Source organism: Streptomyces sp. NPDC050625 (assembly GCF_040654755.1).
Taxonomy (GTDB): Bacteria; Actinomycetota; Actinomycetes; order Streptomycetales; family Streptomycetaceae; genus Streptomyces.
In genome coordinates, this window is sequence record NZ_JBFAIQ010000019.1 from 154,983 (window position 1) to 176,597 (window position 21,615).

A 21,615-nucleotide genomic window follows, 5' to 3' on the forward strand; every position below is an offset into this window, starting at 1 on the left:
GGGCCTAACGACATGGGACTCGAAGAAAAGCTGCCGAGCGGTTTCCTGCTGACCACCGTCGAGCAGGCCGCGGGCTGGGTGCGCAAGGCGTCCGTCTTCCCCGCCACGTTCGGCCTGGCCTGCTGCGCCATCGAGATGATGACGACCGGCGCCGGCCGCTACGACCTGGCGCGCTTCGGCATGGAGGTCTTCCGCGGCTCACCGCGGCAGGCGGACCTGATGATCGTCGCGGGCCGGGTGAGCCAGAAGATGGCGCCGGTGCTGAGGCAGGTCTACGACCAGATGCCCAACCCGAAGTGGGTGATCTCCATGGGTGTCTGCGCCTCCTCGGGCGGCATGTTCAACAACTACGCGATCGTCCAGGGCGTCGACCACATCGTCCCGGTCGACATCTATCTGCCCGGCTGCCCGCCCCGGCCCGAGATGCTGATGGACGCGATCCTCAAGCTCCACCAGAAGATCCAGTCCTCCAAGCTCGGTGTGAACGCCCAGGAAGCGGCCCGCGAGGCGGAGGAGGCCGCGCTCAAGGCGCTGCCCACGATCGAGATGAAGGGGCTGCTGCGGTGAGCGACGCGAACGGCACCAGCGGTGCTTCCAACGGCGTGAACCCCGACAAGGACCTCGCCGCCGACAACCTCCCCGGCCAGCGCGGCCAGGGTGGCGAGGAGATCCGCGTCCAGCGCGGCATGTTCGGCGCCAACAACGGCGGCGACACCTCCGGATACGGCGGTCTCGTCCGCTCGGTCCGGCTCCCGGGACCGGCGAACCGCCCCTACGGCGGCTGGTTCGACGAGGTCGCCGACGAGCTGGAGGGCGCCCTGGAGGAACAGGGACTCCTCCCCGAGAACGCCATCGAGAAGACGGTCGTCGACCGCGGCGAGCTCACCTTCCACATCGAGCGCGAGCACCTCGTCCGGGTCGCCCAGACCCTGCGCGACGACCCGGCCCTGCGCTTCGAGCTCTGCACCGGCGTCAGCGGTGTCCACTACCCGCACGACAAGGGCCGCGAGCTGCACGCCGTCTACCACCTGCGCTCGATCACCCACAACCGGCTCGTCCGCCTGGAGGTCAGCGCCCCGGACGGCGACCCGCACATCCCGTCCCTGGTCTCCGTGTACCCGACCAACGACTGGCACGAGCGCGAGACCTACGACTTCTTCGGGATCGTCTTCGACGGTCACCCGGCCCTGACGCGGATCATGATGCCGGACGACTGGCAGGGCCATCCGCAGCGCAAGGACTACCCCCTCGGCGGCATCCCCGTCGAGTACAAGGGCGCCCAGATCCCGGCTCCGGACCAGCGGAGGTCGTACTCGTGAGCACGCAGTCAGCATCCGCAGCCTCGGCCGCCTCGGCGCGCGAGACCACCGAGGGCACCGTATATACGGTCACCGGTGGCGACTGGGACGAGATCGTCCAGTCCGCGGCCCGCGCCGACGACGAGCGCATCGTCGTCAACATGGGTCCCCAGCACCCGTCCACCCACGGAGTGCTCCGGCTCATCCTGGAGATCGAGGGCGAGACGGTCACCGAGGCCCGCTGCGGCATCGGCTACCTCCACACGGGCATCGAGAAGAACCTCGAATTCCGCACGTGGACGCAGGGCACCACGTTCGTGACGCGCATGGACTACCTGACGTCCTTCTTCAACGAGACCGCCTACTGTCTCGCCGTCGAGAAGCTCCTCGGCATCGAGGACGACATCACCGAGCGCGCCAAGATCATCCGGGTGCTCCTGATGGAGCTGAACCGGTTGTCCTCCCACCTGGTGTGCATCGCCACCGGCGGCATGGAGCTCGGCGCCACCACGATCATGATCTACGGATTCCGTGATCGTGAAATGATTCTCGACATCTACGAGCTGGTCACGGGCCTGCGCATGAACCACGCGTACATCCGGCCCGGCGGACTCGCCCAGGACCTGCCGCCCGGCGCGGTGGACCACATCCGCGAGTTCGTGAAGAAGATGAAGAAGAACCTCCCGGAGTACGACAAGCTCGCCACCGGGAACCCCATCTTCAAGGCCCGCATGCAGGACATCGGCTACCTCGACCTGGCCGGCTGCATGGCCCTCGGCGCCACCGGCCCGATCCTGCGCGCCACCGGCCTGCCGCACGACCTGCGCAAGACCCAGCCCTACTGCGGCTACGAGACCTACGACTTCGAGGTCCCGACCGCCGACTCCTGCGACTCCTACGGACGCTTCCTGATCCGCCTGGAGGAGATGCGCCAATCGCTCCACATCGTCGAGCAGTGCCTGGACCGGCTGCAGCCCGGACCGGTCATGGTCGCCGACAAGAAGATCGCCTGGCCCGCCCAGCTCGCCCTGGGACCGGACGGACTGGGCAACTCCCTCGACCACATCAAGAAGATCATGGGCACCTCCATGGAGGCCCTGATCCACCACTTCAAGCTGGTCACCGAGGGCTTCCGCGTACCGCCGGGACAGGCGTACGCGGCAGTCGAGTCACCCAAGGGCGAGCTCGGGGTGCACGTCGTGTCCGACGGCGGCACCCGCCCCTACCGGGTCCACTTCCGGGACCCGTCCTTCACCAACCTGCAGGCCATGGCGGCCATGTGCGAAGGCGGCCAGGTCGCCGACGTCATCGTCGCCGTCGCATCCATCGACCCCGTGATGGGAGGCGTCGACCGGTGAGCACGAGTTCTTCGGAGCGGGGCGTCAGCCTGGGCATGCCCGAGCTGCCCGCACCCGACTACCCGGACGACGTCCGAGCCCGGCTGGAGGCGGACGCGCGCGAGGTCATCGCGCGATACCCCGACTCCCGGTCCGCGCTCCTGCCGTTGCTGCACCTCGTGCAGTCGGAGGAGGGCCATGTCACGCGCACCGGGATGCAGTTCTGCGCGGACATGCTGGACCTGACCACGGCGGAGGTCACCGCGGTCGCCACCTTCTACACGATGTACCGGCGCAGGCCGGGCGGCGACTACCAGGTCGGCGTCTGCACCAACACGCTCTGCGCGGTGATGGGCGGCGACGCGATCTTCGAGTCCCTCCAGGACCACCTGGGCCTCGGCAACGGTGAGACCACCGACGACGGCAAGGTCACCCTGGAGCACATCGAGTGCAACGCGGCCTGCGACTTCGCGCCGGTCGTGATGGTCAACTGGGAGTTCTTCGACAACCAGACCCCCGCGAGCGCACGGCAACTGGTCGACGACCTCCGCGAGGGACGCCCCGTCGAGCCCACGCGCGGGGCGCGCCTGTGCACCTTCAAGGAGACCTCCCGCATACTGGCCGGCTTCCCCGACGAGCGGCCCGGGGCCGTCGAGGAGAGCGGCAGCGCCGGCCCCGCTTCGCTGGTGGGCCTTCGCCTGGCAAAGGGAGAGACCGCACCCGCGCGGGTGGTGCATCCGCGCGACGGCGGACCGCACGACGAGCCGCAGGACACATCGGCCGCCGACCCGGAGCACCCGGCAGGGCCTACCGCCGAGGAGGGGGAGTGATGACCGTGGCAGCCGATCTCAAGGACACCAGCCCCGAGAAGCTGCTCGCACCCGTGCTGTCGGCCTTCTGGGACGAGGACAGGTCCTGGACGCTGGACGTCTACCGGAGGCACGAAGGGTACGAGGGGCTGCGCAAGGCGCTCGCCATGTCGCCGGACGACCTGATCGCGTACGTCAAGGACTCCGGTCTGCGCGGGCGCGGCGGCGCGGGATTCCCGACCGGAATGAAATGGCAGTTCATTCCGCAGGGTGATGGAAAACCGCACTATCTAGTTGTCAACGCCGACGAATCGGAGCCCGGGACCTGCAAGGACATCCCGCTCCTCTTCGCGAACCCGCACAGCCTCATCGAGGGCATTGTGATCGCGTGCTATGCCATCAGGTCGTCGCATGCCTTCATCTATCTGCGGGGTGAAGTCGTCCCCATTCTGCGGCGGTTGCACGAGGCCGTGCGCGAGGCCTACGAGGCGGGCTACCTCGGCGAGAACATCCTGGGCAGCGGGCTGAATCTCCAGCTCACCGTGCACGCCGGCGCCGGCGCGTACATCTGCGGTGAGGAGACCGCACTGCTCGACTCGCTCGAAGGCCGCCGTGGTCAACCGCGGCTCCGTCCCCCCTTCCCTGCCGTCGAGGGCCTCTATGCGTGCCCGACTGTTGTGAACAACGTCGAGTCCATCGCGTCGGTTCCCGCCATCCTGAAAAACGGCAAGGAATGGTTCAGGTCGATGGGCAGCGAGAAGTCACCCGGCTTCACGCTCTACTCGCTCAGCGGCCACGTCGCCAGCCCCGGCCAGTACGAGGCGCCGCTCGGCATCACGCTCCGCCAGCTCCTGGAGATGAGCGGCGGGATGCGCCCCGGGCACCGCCTCAAGTTCTGGACGCCGGGCGGCTCCTCGACGCCGATGTTCACCGAGGAGCACCTCGACGTCCCGCTCGATTACGAAGGAGTGGGCGCCGCGGGTTCCATGCTCGGCACCAAGGCCCTGCAGTGCTTCGACGAGACCACCTGCGTCGTGCGCGCCGTGACCCGCTGGACCGAGTTCTACGCCCACGAGTCCTGCGGCAAGTGCACACCCTGCCGTGAAGGCACGTACTGGCTCGTCCAGTTGATGCGTGACATCGAGGCCGGCAAGGGCGCCATGGCCGACCTCGACAAGCTCTACGACATCGCCGACAACATCAACGGCAAGGCCTTCTGCGCCCTCGGCGACGGTGCCGCCTCGCCGATCTTCTCCTCGCTCAAGTACTTCCGCGAGGAGTACGAGCAGCACATCACGGGCCGGGGCTGCCCCTTCGACCCGGCAAAGTCGACGGCCTGGGCCGACCGCCCGGAGGTGAACGCATGACCGTGACCACCAGCACTCCCTCGGGAGGGGGAGAGGCGGCGGTCCCGCCGCAGGACCTCGTCACGCTGACGATCGACGGCATGGAGATCAGCGTGCCCAAGGGCACCCTGGTCATCCGGGCCGCCGAGCAGCTCGGCGTCGAGGTCCCCCGGTTCTGCGACCACCCCCTCCTCGACCCGGTCGGCGCCTGCCGCCAGTGCATCGTCGAGGTCGAGGGCCAGCGCAAGCCCATGGCGTCGTGCACGATCACATGTACGGACGGGATGGTGGTGAGGACTCAGCTCACCTCGCCGGTCGCCGAGAAGGCGCAGCGCGGTGTGATGGAGTTCCTCCTCATCAACCACCCGCTGGACTGCCCGGTCTGCGACAAGGGCGGCGAGTGCCCGCTGCAGAACCAGGCGATGTCGCACGGCAACGCCGAGTCCCGCTTCGACGGCCGCAAGCGGACGTTCGAGAAGCCCGTCCCGATCTCCACCCAGGTGCTGCTCGACCGCGAGCGGTGCGTGCTGTGCGCCCGCTGCACCCGGTTCTCCAACCAGATCGCGGGCGACCCGATGATCGAGCTGCTGGAGCGGGGCGCGCTGCAGCAGGTCGGCACCGGCGAGGGCGACCCCTTCGAGTCGTACTTCTCCGGGAACACCATCCAGATCTGCCCGGTCGGCGCGCTGACGTCGGCGGCGTATCGCTTCCGCTCCCGCCCCTTCGACCTCGTCTCCTCGCCCTCCGTGTGCGAGCACTGCTCCGGCGGCTGCGCCACCCGCACCGACCACCGGCGCGGCAAGGTCATGCGGCGGCTCGCCGCCAACGACCCCGAGGTCAACGAGGAGTGGATGTGCGACAAGGGGCGCTTCGCGTTCCGGTACGCGCAGCTGAAGGACCGGCTCGACACACCCCTGGTGCGCAACGCCGAGGGTGAGCTCGAACCGGCGTCCTGGCCGGAGGCGCTGCAGATCGCCGCACAGGGGCTGCTGGCCTCGCGCGGCAGGACCGGTGTCCTGACCGGCGGGCGACTGACCGTCGAGGACGCCTACGCCTACAGCAAGTTCGCGCGCGTCGCCCTCGACACGAACGACATCGACTTCCGCGCGCGCGTGCACAGCGGCGAGGAGGCCGACTTCCTGGCCGCACGGGTCGCCGGACACGGCCGCGACCTCGACGGTACGGGCGTCACCTACACCTCCCTGGAGAAGGCACCCGCCGTCCTGCTGGTCGGGTTCGAGTCGGAGGAGGAGGCGCCCGGCGTCTTCCTGCGGCTGCGCAAGGCGTGGCGGAAGCACAAGCAGAAGGTGTTCTCGCTGGCCACGCACGCCACCCGGGGCCTGGAGAAGGCTGGCGGCACGCTGCTGCCGGCCGCTCCCGGCACCGAGACCGAGTGGCTGGACGCGCTCGCGAGCGGGGTCGGCCTGGAGGAGCCGGGGACGAAGGCGGCCGAGGCGCTGCGCGCCGAGGGCTCGGTGATCGTCGTCGGTGAGCGGCTGGCCGCGGTCGCCGGTGGCCTCACCGCCGCCGTACGGGCCGCCACCGCGACCGGCGCCCAGCTGGTGTGGATCCCGCGCCGGGCCGGGGAGCGCGGCGCGATCGAGGCGGGCGCGCTGCCGTCGCTGCTGCCGGGCGGACGTCCGGCCACCGACCCCCGCGCGCGTGAGGAGGTCGCCGCGGCCTGGGGAGTCGCCGAACTCCCGCTCCGCTACGGCCGGGACACCGACCGGATCATCGACGCCGCCGCGAGTGGAGAGCTCCAGGCGCTGCTGGTCGCCGGCGTGGAGGTCGCCGACCTGCCCGATCCGGCACGCGCGCGTGAGGCCCTGTCCGAGGTCGGCTTCGTGGTGTCGCTGGAGCTGCGGCCCGGCGAGGTCACCGAGCTCGCCGACGTCGTGTTCCCGGTCGCCGCGGTCGCCGAGAAGGCGGGCACCTTCCTCAACTGGGAGGGCCGGGCCCGCCTCTTCGAGGCCGCGCTCAAGCCCGACCAGATGACCCGCCGGCTGTCGCCGGCCGACGCGCGCGTCCTGCAGATGCTGGCCGACGCCATGGACGTCCACCTGGGGCTGCCGGACCTGCGCACCGCGCGCGCGGAGCTGGACCGGCTCGGCCCCTGGGACGGACCGCGGGCCTCGGACCCGCTGGAGACGGGAGTCGCGCTGCCGCGTCCGGCCGCCGGAGAGGCCGTGCTCGCCGGGCACCGGCTGCTGCTCGACCAGGGCGCCCTCCAGGAGGGCGACGAGGCGCTCGCCGGAACCCGGCACGCGGCACGCGCGCGCCTGTCGGCGGCGACGGCCGCCGAGGCGGGAGTCGCGGACGGCGACGTCCTGGTCGTGACCGGACCTTCGGGTGCGGTCGAACTCCCGCTGGAGATCACTCAGATGCCGGACCGCGTGGTCTGGCTCCCGCTGAACTCCGCGGGTGGAGGCGTCGCCTCCGACACCGGGGCGCTGCCCGGCGCCCTCGTCCGCATCGGCCCGGCGGCCACCGCCGGTGAGGCCCCCGAGGAGGTGGAGGCATGAGCCCGTACCTCGCCGCTGAAGACCTCTCGATGTTCGGCCACGACCCCTGGTGGCTGGTCGTCGTCAAGGCCGTCTTCTGCTTCGCCTTCCTGATGGTGACCGTGCTGTTCTCCATCGTCTGGGAGCGCAAGGTCGTCGCCTGGATGCAGCTGCGCATCGGCCCCAACCGGCACGGCCCCTGGGGCATGCTCCAGTCGCTCGCCGACGGCATCAAGCTGATGCTCAAGGAAGACGTCATCGTCAAGCGCGCGGACAAGGTGGTCTACGTCCTCGCGCCGATCGTCGCGGCCATCCCGGCCTTCATGGCGATCGCGGTGATCCCCTTCGGACCGGCCGACAACGAGATCTCGATCTTCGGTACGCGCACCACGATGCAGCTCACCGATCTGCCGATCGCGATGCTCTACATCCTCGCGATCGCCTCGGTCGGCATCTACGGCATCGTGCTGGCGGGTTGGAGTTCCGGATCCACCTATCCGCTGCTCGGCGGCCTGCGCTCCTGCGCGCAGATGATCTCGTACGAGATCGCCATGGGCGCCGCGTTCGCCTCCGTGTTCCTCTACTCGGGGTCGATGTCGACGTCGACGATCGTCGAACAGCAGCAGAACCGCTGGTACATCGTGCTGCTGCCGGTCTCCTTCCTCCTCTACATCGTCACGATGGTCGGCGAGACCAACCGCGCCCCCTTCGACATGCCGGAGTCCGAGGGCGACCTGGTCGGCGGCTTCAACACCGAGTACTCGTCCATCAAGTTCGCGATGTTCATGCTCGCCGAGTACGTGAACATGGTGACGGTGTCGGCCGTGTCGACCACGCTCTTCCTCGGCGGCTGGCGGGCCCCCTGGCCGATCAGCAGCTTCTGGGAGGGCGCGAACCACGGCTGGTGGCCGCTGCTCTGGTTCGTCATCAAGGTTCAGCTGCTGCTCTTCTTCTTCATCTGGCTGCGTGGCACGCTTCCCCGCGTCCGCTACGACCAGCTGATGAAGCTCGGCTGGAAGGTCCTCATCCCGGTCTCCGTGACCTGGCTGATGCTCGTCGCGACCGTGCGGACCCTGCGCAACGAGCACTACGACTTCGCCGACATCGCGCTCTACGTCGGCGGGGGTGTCCTGACCCTGCTGCTTCTGACCTTCGTCGCCGACATTTTCCGCGAGAAGGCGAAGACGGCCGAGGCGCCCGCCGAGGAGCAGGCCGGGTTCGACCCGGCGGCCGGCGGATTCCCCGTACCGCCGCTGCCCGGACAGCAGCTGCCGCCGGTGCCCCGGCGCCGTCCGCGCCGCGAGCGGGAGCTGATTGTCAGTGGTGGGTCGGACACTGTCAGTGACGGATCTTCGGATGGAAAGGAGGCGTCCGATGGCTGAGGAGCCCAAGGAGACCAAGCCCGGTTTCCTGAACCCCGTGGCCGGCTTCGGCGTGACCTTCAAGGCCATGTTCAAGAAGCGGCTGACCGAGCAGTACCCGGAACAGAAGAAGACCACGGCTCCGCGGTTCCACGGACGGCACCAGCTCAACCGCCATCCGGACGGCCTGGAGAAGTGCATCGGCTGTGAGCTGTGCGCCTGGGCCTGCCCCGCCGACGCCATCTATGTGGAGGGCGCCGACAACACGGACGAGGAACGCTACTCGCCCGGCGAGCGGTACGGCCGCGTCTACCAGATCAACTACGCCCGCTGCATCCTGTGCGGCCTGTGCATCGAGGCGTGCCCCACGCGCGCGCTCACGATGACCAATGAGTTCGAGCTGGCGGACTCCAGCCGCGCCAACCTCATCTACACCAAGGAGCAGCTGCTCGCCGGTCTGGAAGAGACCATGGTCGACACGCCCCATGCGATCTTCCCGGGGATGGACGAGCAGGACTACTACCGGGGTCTTGTCACCGAGGCGGCGCCCGGGACGGTGCGTCAGGTCGCCGTCTCCAAGGGCGAGCAGCCGGAAGAACAGGGGGCCGACGCATGAGCGCGCAGCTCGCCGCCTACACCACCTCCACCGGGGAGGCCTTCCAGTTCTGGGTCCTCGGCAGCGTCGCCGTGATCGGCGCCCTGTGCACCGTCTTCATGAAGAAGGCCGTGCACAGCGCGCTCTGCCTCGCCGGGACCATGATCGTCCTGGCGGTGTTCTACCTCGCCAACGGCGCCTACTTCCTGGGCATCGTGCAGATCGTCGTCTACACGGGCGCGATCATGATGCTCTTCCTGTTCGTGGTGATGCTCGTGGGTGTGACCGCTGCGGACTCGCTGAAGGAGACCATCAAGGGTCAGCGCTGGCTGGCCCTTGCGTGTGGGGTCGGCTTCGGTGTCCTGCTCTTCGCGGGCATCGGGAACGCCTCCCTGAAGGAGTTCGACGGCACCGGCAAGGCGAACGCGAACGGCAACGTGGAGGGCCTCGCGGCCCTGATCTTCACCAAGTACGTCTTCGCCTTCGAAATCACCGGCGCCCTGCTCATCACGGCGGCCGTCGGCGCCATGGTGCTCACGCACCGCGAGCGCACCGAGCGGGCCAAGACACAGCGCGAGCTGTCCGAGCAGCGTGTCCGCGAGGGCAAGAACGTGCCGCCGCTGCCCGCCCCCGGTGTGTATGCCCGGCACAACGCCGTGGACATCGCGGGCCTGCTGCCCGACGGCACCCCCTCCGAGCTCACGGTCAGCAAGACGCTGCGCGAGCGCGGCCAGATCCGTGATGTGTCGGTGGAGGCGCTCAACGACCTGCGGGCCCTGGAGCAGCGCGCCGAGGAGCGGCTGGAGCGGACCGAGATCGATCCGGCGAACTTCAAGCGGGCCGAGGAGGCGTCGAAGTGAACCCCGTCAACTACCTCTATCTGTCCGCCCTGTTGTTCACGATCGGCGCCACCGGCGTGCTGATCAGACGCAACGCGATCGTCGTGTTCATGTGCATCGAGCTGATGCTCAACGCCTGCAACCTCGCGTTCGTCGTCTTCTCCCGGATGCACGGCAATCTCGACGGCCAGATCATCGCCTTCTTCACGATGGTCGTCGCCGCCGCGGAGGTCGTGGTCGGGCTCGCGATCATCGTGTCGCTGTTCCGTACCCGCCACTCGGCCTCGGTCGACGACGCCAGCCTGATGAAGCTGTAGGGGGTCGCTGAATCGTGGAGAACCTGATTGCGCTGCTGATCGCGGCGCCCCTGCTCGGAGCGGCCGTCCTGTTGGTCGGTGGCCGGCGCCTGGACGCCGTCGGCCACTGGATCGGCACGCTCCTGTCCTTCACCTCCTTCGCGTTCGGCGTGATCCTCTTCGCCGATCTGCTGGGCAAGGGCGCCGAGAACCGCACGCTCACCCAGCACCTGTGGACGTGGATCTCCGTCGGCAGCTTCCAGGCGGACGTCACCTTCCGCCTCGATCAGCTGTCGATGACATTCGTCCTGCTGATCACCGGTGTGGGCTCGCTGATCCACCTGTACTCGGTCGGGTACATGGAGCACGACGAGCGGCGCCGCCGCTTCTTCGGCTATCTGAACCTGTTCCTCGCGGCGATGCTGCTGCTCGTCCTCGCCGACAACTACCTGCTGCTGTACGTCGGCTGGGAGGGCGTCGGTCTCGCCTCGTACCTGCTGATCGGCTTCTGGCAGCACAAGCCGAGTGCCGCGACGGCCGCGAAGAAGGCCTTCCTGGTCAACCGCGTCGGCGACATGGGCCTGTCGATCGCGATCATGCTGATGTTCACGACGTTCGGGTCCTTCGCCTTCGGACCGGTCTTCAGCCACGTCGGTGACGCCTCCGAGGGCAAGCTCACCGCCATCGGCCTGATGCTGCTGCTCGCCGCCTGCGGCAAGTCCGCCCAGGTGCCGCTGCAGTCCTGGCTCGGGGACGCGATGGAGGGCCCGACCCCGGTCTCGGCCCTCATCCACGCCGCGACGATGGTGACCGCGGGTGTCTACCTGATCGTCCGCTCCGCAGCGATCTTCAACGCCGCCCCCGACGCGCAGCTCGCGGTCACCGTGGTCGGCGCGGTCACGCTGCTGTTCGGTGCGATCGTCGGTTGCGCGAAGGACGACATCAAGAAGGCGCTGGCCGGCTCGACCATGTCGCAGATCGGCTACATGGTGCTGGCCGCGGGCCTCGGCCCCATCGGCTACGTCTTCGCGATCATGCACCTGGTGACGCACGGCTTCTTCAAGGCCGGGCTGTTCCTCGGCGCCGGTTCGGTCATGCACGGCATGAACGACGAGGTCGACATGAGGAAGTACGGCGGCCTGCGCAAGTACATGCCGGTCACCTTCGTCACCTTCGGGCTCGGCTACCTCGCCATCATCGGCTTCCCGTTCCTGTCCGGCTTCTACTCCAAGGACGCCATCATCGAGGCGGCCTTCGCCAAGGGCGGCACCCAGGGCTGGATCCTGGGCAGTGTGGCCCTGCTGGGCGCGGCCATCACCGCGTTCTACATGACGCGCGTGATGCTGATGACGTTCTTCGGCGAGCAGCGCTGGCAGCCCGACGAGAACGGCCACGAGCCGCACCCGCACGAGTCGCCGAAGGTCATGACGATCCCGATGATCGTGCTGGCCGTCGGCTCGGTCTTCGGCGGTTTCTACTTCAACCTCGGCGACCGCTTCCTGAACTGGCTGGAGCCGGTCACCGGACACACCGAGGGGAACTCGCCGGTCAGCGCCATGACGGTCACCGGTGCCACCCTGGTGTGCCTGGTCGTCGGTGCCGGCATCGCCTACGCGCAGTACGGCCGCAAGCCCGTTCCGGCCGTCGCCCCGCGTGGCTCGCTGCTCACCCGGGCCGCCCGGCGCGACCTGCTCCAGGACGACTTCAACCATGTCGTCCTGGTCCGCGGCGGTGAGCACCTCACCCGCTCCCTGGTGTACGTCGACCACACCCTGGTCGACGGGGTCGTCAACGGTACGGCGGCCGGTTTCGGCGGCCTGTCCGGACGGCTGCGCAAGGTCCAGAACGGCTTCGCGCGGTCCTACGCGGTCTCGATGTTCGGCGGTGCGGCACTCCTGGTCGCCGCGACCCTGCTGATGAGGGCGGTCTGATACCGATGTCCTTTCCTCTGCTGACAGCGACGGCGGTGCTCCCGGCCGTGGGGGCGGTCGCCACGGCGGCCGTACCGGCCGCGCAGCGCACCGCTGCCAAGTGGCTGGCGCTGCTGGTCTCGCTCGCCACCCTCGTCCTCGCGATCGTCGTCCTGGTCCGCTTCGACCCGGACGGCGCCCGCTACCAACTCACCGAATCCCATGCCTGGATCAAGGACTTCGGGGTCAGGTACGAGCTGGGGGTGGACGGCATCGGGGTCGCCCTCGTCGCACTGACTGCCCTGCTGATCCCGTTCATCGTCCTCGCGGGCTGGCACGACGCCGACCCGATGGAGACCGGAAGCCGCCGCTGGCGGCCGACGCAGGGCTTCTTCGCGCTGATCCTGGCCGTCGAGGCGATGGTGATCATCTCCTTCGAGGCCACCGACGTCTTCCTCTTCTACATCTTCTTCGAAGCCATGCTCATCCCGATGTACTTCCTCATCGGCGGCTTCGGGGACCGTGCCCATGAGCACGGCGAGGAGGTGGCCTCGACGCAGCGGTCGTACGCGGCCGTGAAGTTCCTGCTGTACAACCTGGTCGGCGGTCTGATCATGCTGGCCGCGGTGATCGGCCTGTACGTGGTCGCCGGGAACTTCAGCCTCCCGGAGATCGCGCAGGCGCGGGCCAACGGCTCGCTGCACATGGCGACGAACACCGAACGCTGGCTGTTCCTGGGCTTCTTCTTCGCCTTCGCGGTGAAGGCGCCCCTGTGGCCGCTGCACACCTGGCTGCCCAACGCGATGCAGGAGGCCACCGCCCCGGTCGCCGTCCTCATCACGGCGGTCGTCGACAAGGTGGGCACCTTCGCGATGCTCCGCTTCTGCCTCCAACTGTTCCCGGGAGCGAGCAAGTGGGCGACGCCCGCGATCCTCGTACTGGCGCTGATCAGCATCATCTACGGGGCACTGCTCGCGGTCGGCCAGCGGGACATCAAGCGGCTGGTGGCGTACGCGTCGATCTCGCACTTCGGCTTCATCATCATGGGCATCTTCGCGATGACCACCCAGGGCCAGTCCGGCGCCACGCTCTACATGGTCAACCACGGGATCTCGACGGCCGCGCTGATGCTGGTCGCCGGATTCCTGATCTCCCGGCGCGGCTCGCGGCTCATCGCCGACTACGGCGGCGTGCAGAAGGTTGCTCCGGTGCTCGCCGGCACGTTCCTGGTCGGCGGCCTGGCGACGCTGTCCCTGCCGGGGCTGGCGCCGTTCGTGAGCGAGTTCCTGGTCCTGGTCGGCACGTTCACCCGCTACCCGGTGATCGGCATCATCGCCACCTTCGGCATCGTCCTCGCGGCGCTCTACACCCTCGTCCTCTACCAGCGGACGATGACAGGCCCGGTGAAGCCGGCGGTCTCCGCGATGCCCGACCTCAGGGCACGTGAACTCCTGGTCGTGGCCCCGCTGGTGGTGCTTCTGATCTTCCTGGGCGTCTACCCGAAGCCCGTCACGGACATCGTCAACCCGGCGGTCAAGCAGACCCTGTCGGACGTACACAAGACCGACCCCAAGCCCGAGGTGGAGGCGGCCAAGTGAGCGCAGCAGCCGTCCACAGCCTGTGGACAACCGCGGCCGAACCGATCTCGAAGATCGAGACGCCGAAGATCGAATATGGGCAATTGTCGCCCACCCTGATCGTCGTCGGCGCGGCCGTCGTCGGGGTGCTCATCGAGGCGTTCGTACCGCGCAAGTCCCGGTACTACGCGCAGGTGTTCGTGTCCGTCGTCGCGCTGTGCGCCGCCTTCGCGGCGGTCGTCGCGCTGGCGAACCACGGATACGGAACGACCAAGGCGCGCGTCGCCGCCATGGGGGCGATCGCGGTCGACGGGCCGTCCCTGTTCCTGCAGGGCACGATCCTGCTGGCCGCTCTGGTGGCACTGTTCACCTTCGCCGAACGGCGCCTGGACCCGGCGGCGCACGGCAACCGGGTCGACTCGTTCGCGGCCCAGGCCGCGTCCGTGCCGGGCAGCGGCAGCGAGCAGGCGGCGGTCAAGGCGGGCTTCACCACCACCGAGGTCTTCCCGCTCCTCCTCTTCGCCGTCGCCGGCATGCTGGTGTTCCCCTCGGCCAACGACCTGCTGACGCTGTTCGTGGCCCTGGAGGTCTTCTCCCTCCCGCTGTACCTGATGTGCGCGCTGGCCCGCCGCAAGCGGCTGATGTCGCAGGAGGCCGCGGTCAAGTACTTCCTGCTCGGCGCGTTCGCCTCGGCGTTCACGCTGTTCGGCATCGCGCTGCTGTACGGCTACGCGGGCTCGGTGTCGTACGCGAGGATCGCGCAGGTCGTGGACGGCACGGTCACCAATGTCGACCCGGCGCTCGCCAGCACCATGGGCAACGACGCGCTGCTGCTGATCGGTACCGGCCTGGTGGTGATGGGCCTGCTGTTCAAGGTGGGCGCGGTGCCGTTCCACATGTGGACGCCCGACGTCTACCAGGGCGCCCCGACCCCGGTGACCGGCTTCATGGCGGCGGCGACGAAGGTGGCGGCGTTCGGCGCGCTGCTGCGGCTGCTGTACGTCGTCCTGCCCGGTCTGCGCTGGGACTGGCGGCCGGTCATGTGGGCCATCGCGGTCCTGACCATGCTGGGCGGCGCGATCGTCGCGATCACCCAGACCGACATCAAGCGGCTGCTGGCCTACTCGTCGATCGCGCACGCGGGATTCATCCTCGCGGGTGTCATCGCGACCTCGCAGAACGGCGTCTCGTCCGTCCTCTTCTACCTGGCCGCGTACTCCTTCGTGACGATCGGCGCGTTCGCGGTGGTCACCCTGGTGCGCGACGCGGGCGGCGAGGCGACGCACCTGTCGAAGTGGGCCGGTCTCGGCCGGCGCTCGCCGCTGGTCGCGGCCGTGTTCGCGGTGTTCCTGCTGGCCTTCGCCGGTATCCCGCTGACCTCGGGCTTCGCCGGTAAGTTCGCGGTGTTCAAGGCGGCGGCGGAGGGCGGTGCCGCGCCGCTCGTCGTGATCGGTGTGATCTCCTCGGCGATCGCGGCGTTCTTCTACATCCGCGTGATCGTGCTGATGTTCTTCAGCGAGCCGAAGCCGGAGGGACCGACGGTCGCCGTGCCGTCCCCGCTGACCATGGCGGCGATCGGCGTGGGAGTGGCGGTGACCCTGGTCCTCGGTGTGGCACCGCAGTACTTCCTGAACCTGGCGAGCCAGGCGAGCGTGTTCGTGCGCTGAGCAGCCCCGGTCGGAACCGCAACGGCCCGGCACCCCCTCACGGGTGCCGGGCCGTTTGCCGTGCTCCGCGATCACCCCGTGCCAGTGGGCGACCACACAACGGATCGGACGGAACCTGTGGATAACTCCGGTGCTGTCGGTGCGGAGCCCTATCGTGGTTGCAGTGGTCGAGGGACGACGTACGGGGGGCACGACGATGGGTGGGACGGGCGGGATCAGCGAGATGCCAGGGGCGACCGACAGCGAGGCGCTGGCGACACTGCACCGGGTCTTCGGGTACGAGGCCTTCCGCGGTGAGCAGGAAGCGGTCATCGAGCATGTGGTGGCCGGTGGCGACGCCGTCGTCCTCATGCCGACCGGCGGCGGAAAGTCGCTGTGCTACCAGATCCCCGCCCTGGTCAGACCGGGTACGGGAGTCGTGGTCTCCCCGCTGATCGCACTGATGCAGGACCAGGTCGACGCGCTACGGGCGCTCGGGGTGAACGCCGGGTTCATCAACTCCACCCAGGACTTCGACGAGCGGCGCGTGGTCGAGGCGGAGTTCCTGGCGGGTGAGCTGGACCTGCTGTACCTGGCGCCCGAGCGGCTGCGCCTGGACTCCACCCTGGACCTGCTGTCCCGGGGCAAGGTCGCCGTGTTCGCGATCGACGAGGCGCACTGCGTCTCCCAGTGGGGCCACGACTTCCGCCCCGACTATCTGGCCCTGTCCGTCCTGGGCGAGCGCTGGCCGGACGTCCCGCGGATCGCGCTCACGGCGACGGCCACCCGGGCGACGCACGAGGAGATCACACAGCGGCTGCACATCCCGACGGCCCGCCACTTCGTGGCGAGCTTCGACCGGCCCAACATCCAGTACCGCATCGTGCCCAAGGCCGACCCCAAGAAGCAGCTGCTTGCCTTCCTGCGGGAGGAGCACGCGGGCGACGCGGGCATCGTGTACTGCCTCTCGCGGAACTCGGTGGAGAAGACCGCCGAGTATCTGAGCCGCAACGGCGTGGAGGCGGTGCCCTACCACGCCGGCCTGGACGCGGGTACACGCGCGGCGCACCAGTCCCGGTTCCTGCGCGAGGACGGCCTGGTCGTGGTGGCGACCATCGCCTTCGGCATGGGCATCGACAAGCCGGACGTACGGTTCGTCGCCCACCTCGACCTGCCCAAGTCGATCGAGGGCTACTACCAGGAGACGGGCCGTGCGGGCCGCGACGGACTGCCCTCCACGGCCTGGATGGCCTACGGCCTGAACGACGTCATACAGCAGCGCAAGCTGATCCAGTCCGGCGAGGGCGACGAGGCCTTCCGTCGCCGGGCGGCCGCCCACCTCGACTCGATGCTCGCGCTGTGCGAGACGGCCCGCTGCCGTCGCGGCCAGCTGCTCGCCTACTTCGGACAGGACCCCGACCCCGCGGGCTGCGGCAACTGCGACACCTGCCTGACCCCTCCGGAGACCTGGGACGGCACGATCGCCGCGCAGAAGGTGCTGTCGACGGTGGTCAGACTCCAGCGGGAGCGGGGACAGAAGTTCGGCGCCGTGCAGATCGTGGACATCCTGCTCGGGAAGCGCACCGGCAAGGTGATCCAGTTCGACCACGACCAGCTGTCCGTGTTCGGCATCGGCGAGGACTTGGCCGAGGGCGAATGGCGGGGCGTCGTGCGGCAGTTGCTGGCGCAGGGGCTGCTCGCGGTCGAAGGGGAGTACGGCACGCTGGTCCTCACCGAGGCGAGCGGAGCGGTGCTGCGGCGGGAGCGGGAGGTGCCGCTGCGCAAGGAGCCCAAGAAGCCGGCGGCCGCGCGCACCACATCGTCTTCGTCCGGCCGGGGCGACCGCAAGTCCAAGGCCGCCGTGGCCGAGCTGCCCGACGAACTGCTCCCCGCCTTCGAGGCCCTGCGCGCCTGGCGCGCCGAACAGGCCCGTGAGCAGGGCGTTCCGGCGTACGTCATCTTCCACGACGCCACGCTCCGGGAGATCGTCAGCAGCCGGCCCGCCTCGGTGGCCGAGCTGGGCACGGTCAGTGGCGTGGGGGAGAAGAAGCTGGCGACGTACGGGGAGGGTGTGCTCGGGGTGCTGGCCTCCCTGGACGGCCCGGCCGAAGCCACGGCCCCTGCCGCATCGCCGGCCGCGGCCGCACCGGTGACCACCGCCGCCCCGGACGACGACTGGCCCGAGATGGACATGGAGCCGGAGCCGGAGGACTGGATATAGCCCGACGCCCCTGCCGTGAAAGACCCGCAGCGGGTGCGGCGGGCGCCGTGGGTGCAGCGGGTGCCGAGGGTCAGGACAGCGCCGTGAGACCCGGAGCGAACGTGATCAGCAGCGGGAGGAGCGGGACCAGCGCGGCCAGCGTCGTCGTGAGCGCCCGCTGACGGCGGAGCAGCCGCGGTGGGGGCTCCAGGAGGCGGTCGACGCGCTCGCCCAGCAGACGGTGGCTGGAGGCGCACGACAGGACGCCGCGGTGCTGGTTCAGCTCGATCAGGGCCAGGGCCGTGGTGAGGTGGCCGCAGCGGCGGGACGCCGTGTCGTCGGCGGCCAGTTCGACCAGGCGGTGGGTCTGGTCGCAGAAGTGGGCGAAGAGCGGGACGCGCGGGAAGCCGGTGGCCAGCGCGGTGGACAGGTGCAGCAGCCAGTCGTGGTGGGCGCGGGCGTGACCGCGCTCATGGGTCAGGACCGCGTCCAGCTGATGGTCGGTGAGCCGGTGCAGGGCCCCGGTGGTGACGACCAGTTGGGGCGGGTGTCCGGGCATCCACCAGGCGTCCGGGTACTCGTCCTCCAGCACCAGCATGGGCCCGCGCGCGGCCGGCAGCCCCGCGGGCAGGTCGGGGGCGCGTTCGCGCAGGTGCGCCCGGGCCAGTCCGCGCCGCCTGCGTGCGTCGGCGAGCTCACGGGCGAGCATCGCCGTCGTCCACGCGGCGCCGCAGGCCAGCAGCACGGTGAGCGCGACGGCCCAGACCGGGGCGACGGAGAGGTCGTACGCGGCGGTGACGGCGGGCGGCGCGGGTGCGAAGACCCGGTCGCGCACGGTGTGGAACACGGTCGCGGTCCCCAGCACCAGCGCGGCCAGGCAGCACAGCAGCACGGTGGCGACCAGGCACTGCCACGCCCACAGCCCCACCACGGGTTCCCGCTCGGGCCACATGGCCCGGGTCAGCGCGCGCGGCGCCGGCACGGCGGCCAACAGGGCGACGACACTCAGCAGGAGCAGGCAGACGGTCATGCCGGGGGCTCCGGTTCCTGGTCGGAGACAGGGGCGGGTGGCGGGTGGCCGGGGTGGTGCGGCGGCTCGTACGGCGCAGGGCGCGGCCGTACGTCGGTGATGCGGCGGGTGGTGCAACAGGCACACGGCGGTGCTACCGCTGTCGTACGCCGGGTTGTGCTGTGCCCCGTCAGTATGACGGTGACGGACCCCCGGAGTCAGGAGTCGAGGGTTATCCGCCACCCCGGATTTCCGCGCCGCCGCACCCGGGCTTGCGCCCGCCGCCGCCCCACCGTCCCCTACTCCCGCAACGCCCCTCGCACAGCGCTCAGAACCGCCTCGTCGTCCGCCCCCATGGCCCGCGCCTCCGCAATGAACCTCCTGGCCAGCGCGGCGAGTTCGGCCGGGTCGGGGTGCTGGAGCGGGGTCGGGAGCGGCGCCACCCGGGTTCCGGCGCCCCGGCGGGTGCGGATCAGCGACGCCGACTCCAGTTCGCGGTAGGCGCGGGCCACCGTTCCCGCCGCCAGGCCCAGGTCGGCCGCCAACTGCCGTACCGTCGGCAGGCGTTCGCCCTCCGGCAGGCGGCCGGTGGTGATCAGAGCCGCGAGCTGGGCGCGGATCTGCTCGTACGGCGGGACCGGGCTGTTGGTGTCGACCCGTACGGCCGCGCCGCTCACCGGCGCACCCGCCGCTCGCTCCGGCGTCGCCAGGTCGCCCGGGGCGCGCAGACCATGGACAGCATCAGCGCCACGGTCACGAAGGTGACCAGGGACAGCGGCCACAGCACCCAGCGGGCCACGAGCCCCACTACCGCACCGCAGCCGGAGTCCATCAGCACTCCGGCCGCCACCGTGGTGGTCCCGAACAGGGAGAACGAGACCACCAGTCCCCAGGCCGCGACGATCGCCAGGCTGCGGTCGCGCCGGGACTGCTCGTCGCCGGGCCGGGTCGCGATCCGCCGCAGGGACCAGCCGCAGGCGCCGGTGGCGACGGCGAGGCAGGCCAGTATCGGCAGGCCGTAGTGGAGTCCGGGCCAGGGGCTGAACGACGCGGTCCCGCCCCGGCAGGTCATCGTCAGCGCGCGGCTCGCCCGCCCCATGTCGTCCGGCGAGGCCACCGCGGCGGCCACGCCCAGCAGCAGCACGAGTACGACCGCCATCGCGATCAGCACCCAGGTCATCCGGGGCGGCACGTAGTCGCGCACCCGACGCGGGGCGAGCCCCGCCGTGCGCACGGCACCGCGGGTCGGCTGCGTCAGCGCGTCGCCGACCAGTACCCCGGCCACCGCGCACAGCCCGAACGCCGGGATGGCGTACAGGATTCCGTCACCGTGGTCGATCGGGATGAGCCAGTACGCCACGAGCGCGCCCGCCAAAAGGCCCGTCCAGCGGGCGTAGCGGTCGACGAACCTGCGTGACGCCGATGCGGTGGCACCGACTTCGGTCATAAGAGTTCCCCCGGAAAAGAAGCACGTCTTGTACTCACCGCTTGTATCAAGCGGTGAGTACAAGATGCGATCCCCGGGGGGCTTGTGTCAACTGCTTGCTACAACGCGCCCGGTGACCTCGCCCAGGCCCACCCGGACTCCGCCCGCGCCCGGTGCCCACGCCGACAGCGTCACCACGTCCCCATCCTCCAGGAACGTCCGCTTTCCGTCCGGCAGTTCGAGCGGGTCCCGCCCGTTCCAGGTCAGTTCCAGCAGCGAGCCGCGCTCGCCCTCCACCGGACCGCTCACGGTCCCCGAGCCGTACAGGTCCCCGGTGCGCAGCGAGGCCCCGTTCACCGTCATGTGCGCCAGCTGCTGCGCGGCGGTCCAGTACATGGTGGAGAACGGCGGCTCGGACACCACGTGACCGTTGATCGCGACGGAGATCCGCAGGTCGTAGCCGCCGGGCTCCACCGCTTCGGTGGAGTCGTCCAGATACGGCAGCAGCGGGTAGGTCCGCTCGGGCGGCGCCACCCGTGCCTCGTCCAGCGCATCCAGCGGGGTGATCCACGCCGACACCGACGTGGCGAAGGACTTGCCGAGGAACGGTCCGAGGGGGACGTACTCCCAGGCCTGGACGTCCCGCGCCGACCAGTCGTTCAGCAGGCACAGTCCGAAGACGTGCTCCCGGAAGTCGCCCAGCGCCACCGGCCCGCCCCGCTGCGACGGCACGCCCACGACGAAGCCGACCTCGGCCTCGATGTCCAGCCGGACGGACGGACCGAAGACGGGCGCCGGGTCGTTCGGACCCTTGCGCTGCCCGGACGGCCGTACGACATCCGTCCCCGACACCACGACCGTGCCGGAACGGCCGTGGTAGCCGATCGGCAGATGCTTCCAGTTGGGGGTCAGCGAGTCCTCGGCGTCGGGGCGGAAGATCTGTCCCACGTTCCGGGCGTGGTTCTCGGAGGCGTAGAAGTCGACGTAGTCGGCGACCTCGAAGGGCAGATGCAGGGTCACCGACGACAGGGGGTGGAACAGCGGTTCGATCGTCTCGCGGTGCGAGGGCACCGTGACCCATGCCGTCAGCGCGCGCCGGACGTCCGACCACGCCGTGCGGCCGGCGGCCAGCAGCGGGTTGAGGGTCGGCTGCGCGAGCAGGGCGGCGTACGGGGAACCGAGGGCGTGCGCCGCCGCGCCGGCGTCGAGTACGTGGTCGCCGAGCCGGACTCCGACGGTCCGCTCCTGGCTGCCGGTGGGTGAGAACACGCCATACGGAAGGTTGTGCGGACCGAAGGGGTCGCCCTCGGGGACGTCGAAGGGGGGCATGGGGTTCTGCCTCGCTCTCATCCGTGCCATGCATGGCCATACGTTCCATGTGGTCGCGCCACACGTTACGGGGGCGTGCCCCTCTTCGGCAGTGTCTAAAGAGTTCGCAATGTCCGAATAGGCCTTGTCGGAGGGG

General features: G+C 69.7%; 18 protein-coding genes. 14 read left to right on the forward strand and 4 right to left on the reverse strand.

Annotated features, from left to right (window positions below):
* Positions 1-12 precede the first annotated feature (12 nt).
* The 14 genes from AB0I54_RS32710 to recQ all read left to right on the forward strand — a co-directional run bounded on the left by AB0I54_RS32710 (position 13) and on the right by recQ (position 17,736).
* Entirely contained in the window at positions 13-567 is a 555-nt protein-coding gene (locus AB0I54_RS32710) for an NADH-quinone oxidoreductase subunit B family protein (RefSeq protein WP_361466338.1), read from the forward strand.
* Entirely contained in the window at positions 564-1,319 is a 756-nt protein-coding gene (locus tag AB0I54_RS32715; protein ID WP_363299834.1) for an NADH-quinone oxidoreductase subunit C, read from the forward strand. Before AB0I54_RS32710 ends, AB0I54_RS32715 begins: the two co-directional genes overlap by 4 nt.
* Positions 1,316-2,656 carry an NADH-quinone oxidoreductase subunit D gene (locus tag AB0I54_RS32720; RefSeq protein ID WP_363299835.1) on the forward strand — a complete coding sequence of 447 codons (1,341 nt, stop codon included), beginning with the start codon at positions 1,316-1,318 and terminating at the stop codon, positions 2,654-2,656. The genes AB0I54_RS32715 and AB0I54_RS32720 overlap by 4 nt, the downstream gene beginning before the upstream one ends.
* On the forward strand, positions 2,653-3,465 hold the full coding sequence (gene nuoE / locus AB0I54_RS32725) for an NADH-quinone oxidoreductase subunit NuoE (protein ID WP_363299836.1): 813 nt from the start codon (positions 2,653-2,655) through the stop codon (positions 3,463-3,465). Before AB0I54_RS32720 ends, nuoE begins: the two co-directional genes overlap by 4 nt.
* The gene (gene nuoF, locus AB0I54_RS32730) at positions 3,462-4,811 is read left to right on the forward strand and encodes an NADH-quinone oxidoreductase subunit NuoF (RefSeq protein WP_363299838.1); all 1,350 of its coding nucleotides are present in this window, start codon (positions 3,462-3,464) and stop codon (positions 4,809-4,811) included. Before nuoE ends, nuoF begins: the two co-directional genes overlap by 4 nt.
* Complete coding sequence (locus AB0I54_RS32735) at positions 4,808-7,312, forward strand: NADH-quinone oxidoreductase subunit G (protein ID WP_363299839.1); 2,505 nt, start codon at positions 4,808-4,810, stop codon at positions 7,310-7,312. Before nuoF ends, AB0I54_RS32735 begins: the two co-directional genes overlap by 4 nt.
* Complete coding sequence (nuoH, locus tag AB0I54_RS32740; RefSeq protein WP_363299840.1) at positions 7,309-8,673, forward strand: NADH-quinone oxidoreductase subunit NuoH; 1,365 nt, start codon at positions 7,309-7,311, stop codon at positions 8,671-8,673. Before AB0I54_RS32735 ends, nuoH begins: the two co-directional genes overlap by 4 nt.
* The gene (gene nuoI, locus AB0I54_RS32745) at positions 8,666-9,268 is read left to right on the forward strand and encodes an NADH-quinone oxidoreductase subunit NuoI (RefSeq protein WP_363299841.1); all 603 of its coding nucleotides are present in this window, start codon (positions 8,666-8,668) and stop codon (positions 9,266-9,268) included. Before nuoH ends, nuoI begins: the two co-directional genes overlap by 8 nt.
* Positions 9,265-10,107, forward strand: a complete 843-nt coding sequence (locus AB0I54_RS32750) for an NADH-quinone oxidoreductase subunit J (protein ID WP_363299842.1) — start codon at positions 9,265-9,267, stop codon at positions 10,105-10,107. Before nuoI ends, AB0I54_RS32750 begins: the two co-directional genes overlap by 4 nt.
* On the forward strand, positions 10,104-10,403 hold the full coding sequence (gene nuoK / locus AB0I54_RS32755) for an NADH-quinone oxidoreductase subunit NuoK (RefSeq protein WP_066995480.1): 300 nt from the start codon (positions 10,104-10,106) through the stop codon (positions 10,401-10,403). The genes AB0I54_RS32750 and nuoK overlap by 4 nt, the downstream gene beginning before the upstream one ends.
* Before the next feature lie 14 nt (positions 10,404-10,417).
* Entirely contained in the window at positions 10,418-12,313 is a 1,896-nt protein-coding gene (gene nuoL, locus AB0I54_RS32760) for an NADH-quinone oxidoreductase subunit L (protein WP_363299843.1), read from the forward strand.
* Positions 12,314-12,318: 5 nt separating this feature from the next.
* Positions 12,319-13,890: an NADH-quinone oxidoreductase subunit M gene (locus AB0I54_RS32765; protein WP_363299844.1), complete on the forward strand. Its 1,572-nt coding sequence runs from the start codon at positions 12,319-12,321 to the stop codon at positions 13,888-13,890.
* Entirely contained in the window at positions 13,887-15,536 is a 1,650-nt protein-coding gene (gene nuoN / locus AB0I54_RS32770) for an NADH-quinone oxidoreductase subunit NuoN (protein WP_363299845.1), read from the forward strand. Before AB0I54_RS32765 ends, nuoN begins: the two co-directional genes overlap by 4 nt.
* 196 nt (positions 15,537-15,732) lie before the next feature.
* Entirely contained in the window at positions 15,733-17,736 is a 2,004-nt protein-coding gene (recQ, locus tag AB0I54_RS32775) for a DNA helicase RecQ (protein WP_363299875.1), read from the forward strand.
* Between the two features lie 70 nt (positions 17,737-17,806).
* On the opposite strand, the gene AB0I54_RS32780 is transcribed toward recQ, so the two are convergent.
* From AB0I54_RS32780 to fahA, 4 genes are all read right to left on the reverse strand, one after another.
* Positions 17,807-18,745 (reverse strand): M56 family metallopeptidase, encoded by a 939-nt coding sequence (locus AB0I54_RS32780; protein WP_363299846.1) that lies wholly within the window; start codon positions 18,743-18,745, stop codon positions 17,807-17,809.
* A 278-nt stretch (positions 18,746-19,023) separates the two neighbouring features.
* The gene (locus AB0I54_RS32785) at positions 19,024-19,401 is read right to left on the reverse strand and encodes a GntR family transcriptional regulator (RefSeq protein ID WP_363299847.1); all 378 of its coding nucleotides are present in this window, start codon (positions 19,399-19,401) and stop codon (positions 19,024-19,026) included.
* Complete coding sequence (locus AB0I54_RS32790) at positions 19,398-20,171, reverse strand: hypothetical protein (RefSeq protein ID WP_363299848.1); 774 nt, start codon at positions 20,169-20,171, stop codon at positions 19,398-19,400. Before AB0I54_RS32790 ends, AB0I54_RS32785 begins: the two co-directional genes overlap by 4 nt.
* 87 nt (positions 20,172-20,258) lie before the next feature.
* Positions 20,259-21,479 carry a fumarylacetoacetase gene (gene fahA, locus AB0I54_RS32795; RefSeq protein WP_363299849.1) on the reverse strand — a complete coding sequence of 407 codons (1,221 nt, stop codon included), beginning with the start codon at positions 21,477-21,479 and terminating at the stop codon, positions 20,259-20,261.
* Positions 21,480-21,615 lie beyond the last annotated feature (136 nt).

Coding starts and splice junctions, on each gene's coding strand:
- fahA (WP_363299849.1), bottom strand. CDS start 21,479: ATGCCCCCCTTCGACGTCCCCGAGGGCGACCCCTTCGGTCCGCACAAC.
- AB0I54_RS32750 (WP_363299842.1), top strand. CDS start 9,265: ATGAGCGCGCAGCTCGCCGCCTACACCACCTCCACCGGGGAGGCCTTC.
- AB0I54_RS32780 (WP_363299846.1), bottom strand. CDS start 18,745: ATGACCGTCTGCCTGCTCCTGCTGAGTGTCGTCGCCCTGTTGGCCGCC.
- nuoH (WP_363299840.1), top strand. CDS start 7,309: ATGAGCCCGTACCTCGCCGCTGAAGACCTCTCGATGTTCGGCCACGAC.
- nuoI (WP_363299841.1), top strand. CDS start 8,666: ATGGCTGAGGAGCCCAAGGAGACCAAGCCCGGTTTCCTGAACCCCGTG.
- AB0I54_RS32735 (WP_363299839.1), top strand. CDS start 4,808: ATGACCGTGACCACCAGCACTCCCTCGGGAGGGGGAGAGGCGGCGGTC.
- AB0I54_RS32790 (WP_363299848.1), bottom strand. CDS start 20,171: ATGACCGAAGTCGGTGCCACCGCATCGGCGTCACGCAGGTTCGTCGAC.
- AB0I54_RS32710 (WP_361466338.1), top strand. CDS start 13: ATGGGACTCGAAGAAAAGCTGCCGAGCGGTTTCCTGCTGACCACCGTC.
- AB0I54_RS32765 (WP_363299844.1), top strand. CDS start 12,319: ATGTCCTTTCCTCTGCTGACAGCGACGGCGGTGCTCCCGGCCGTGGGG.
- recQ (WP_363299875.1), top strand. CDS start 15,733: ATGGGTGGGACGGGCGGGATCAGCGAGATGCCAGGGGCGACCGACAGC.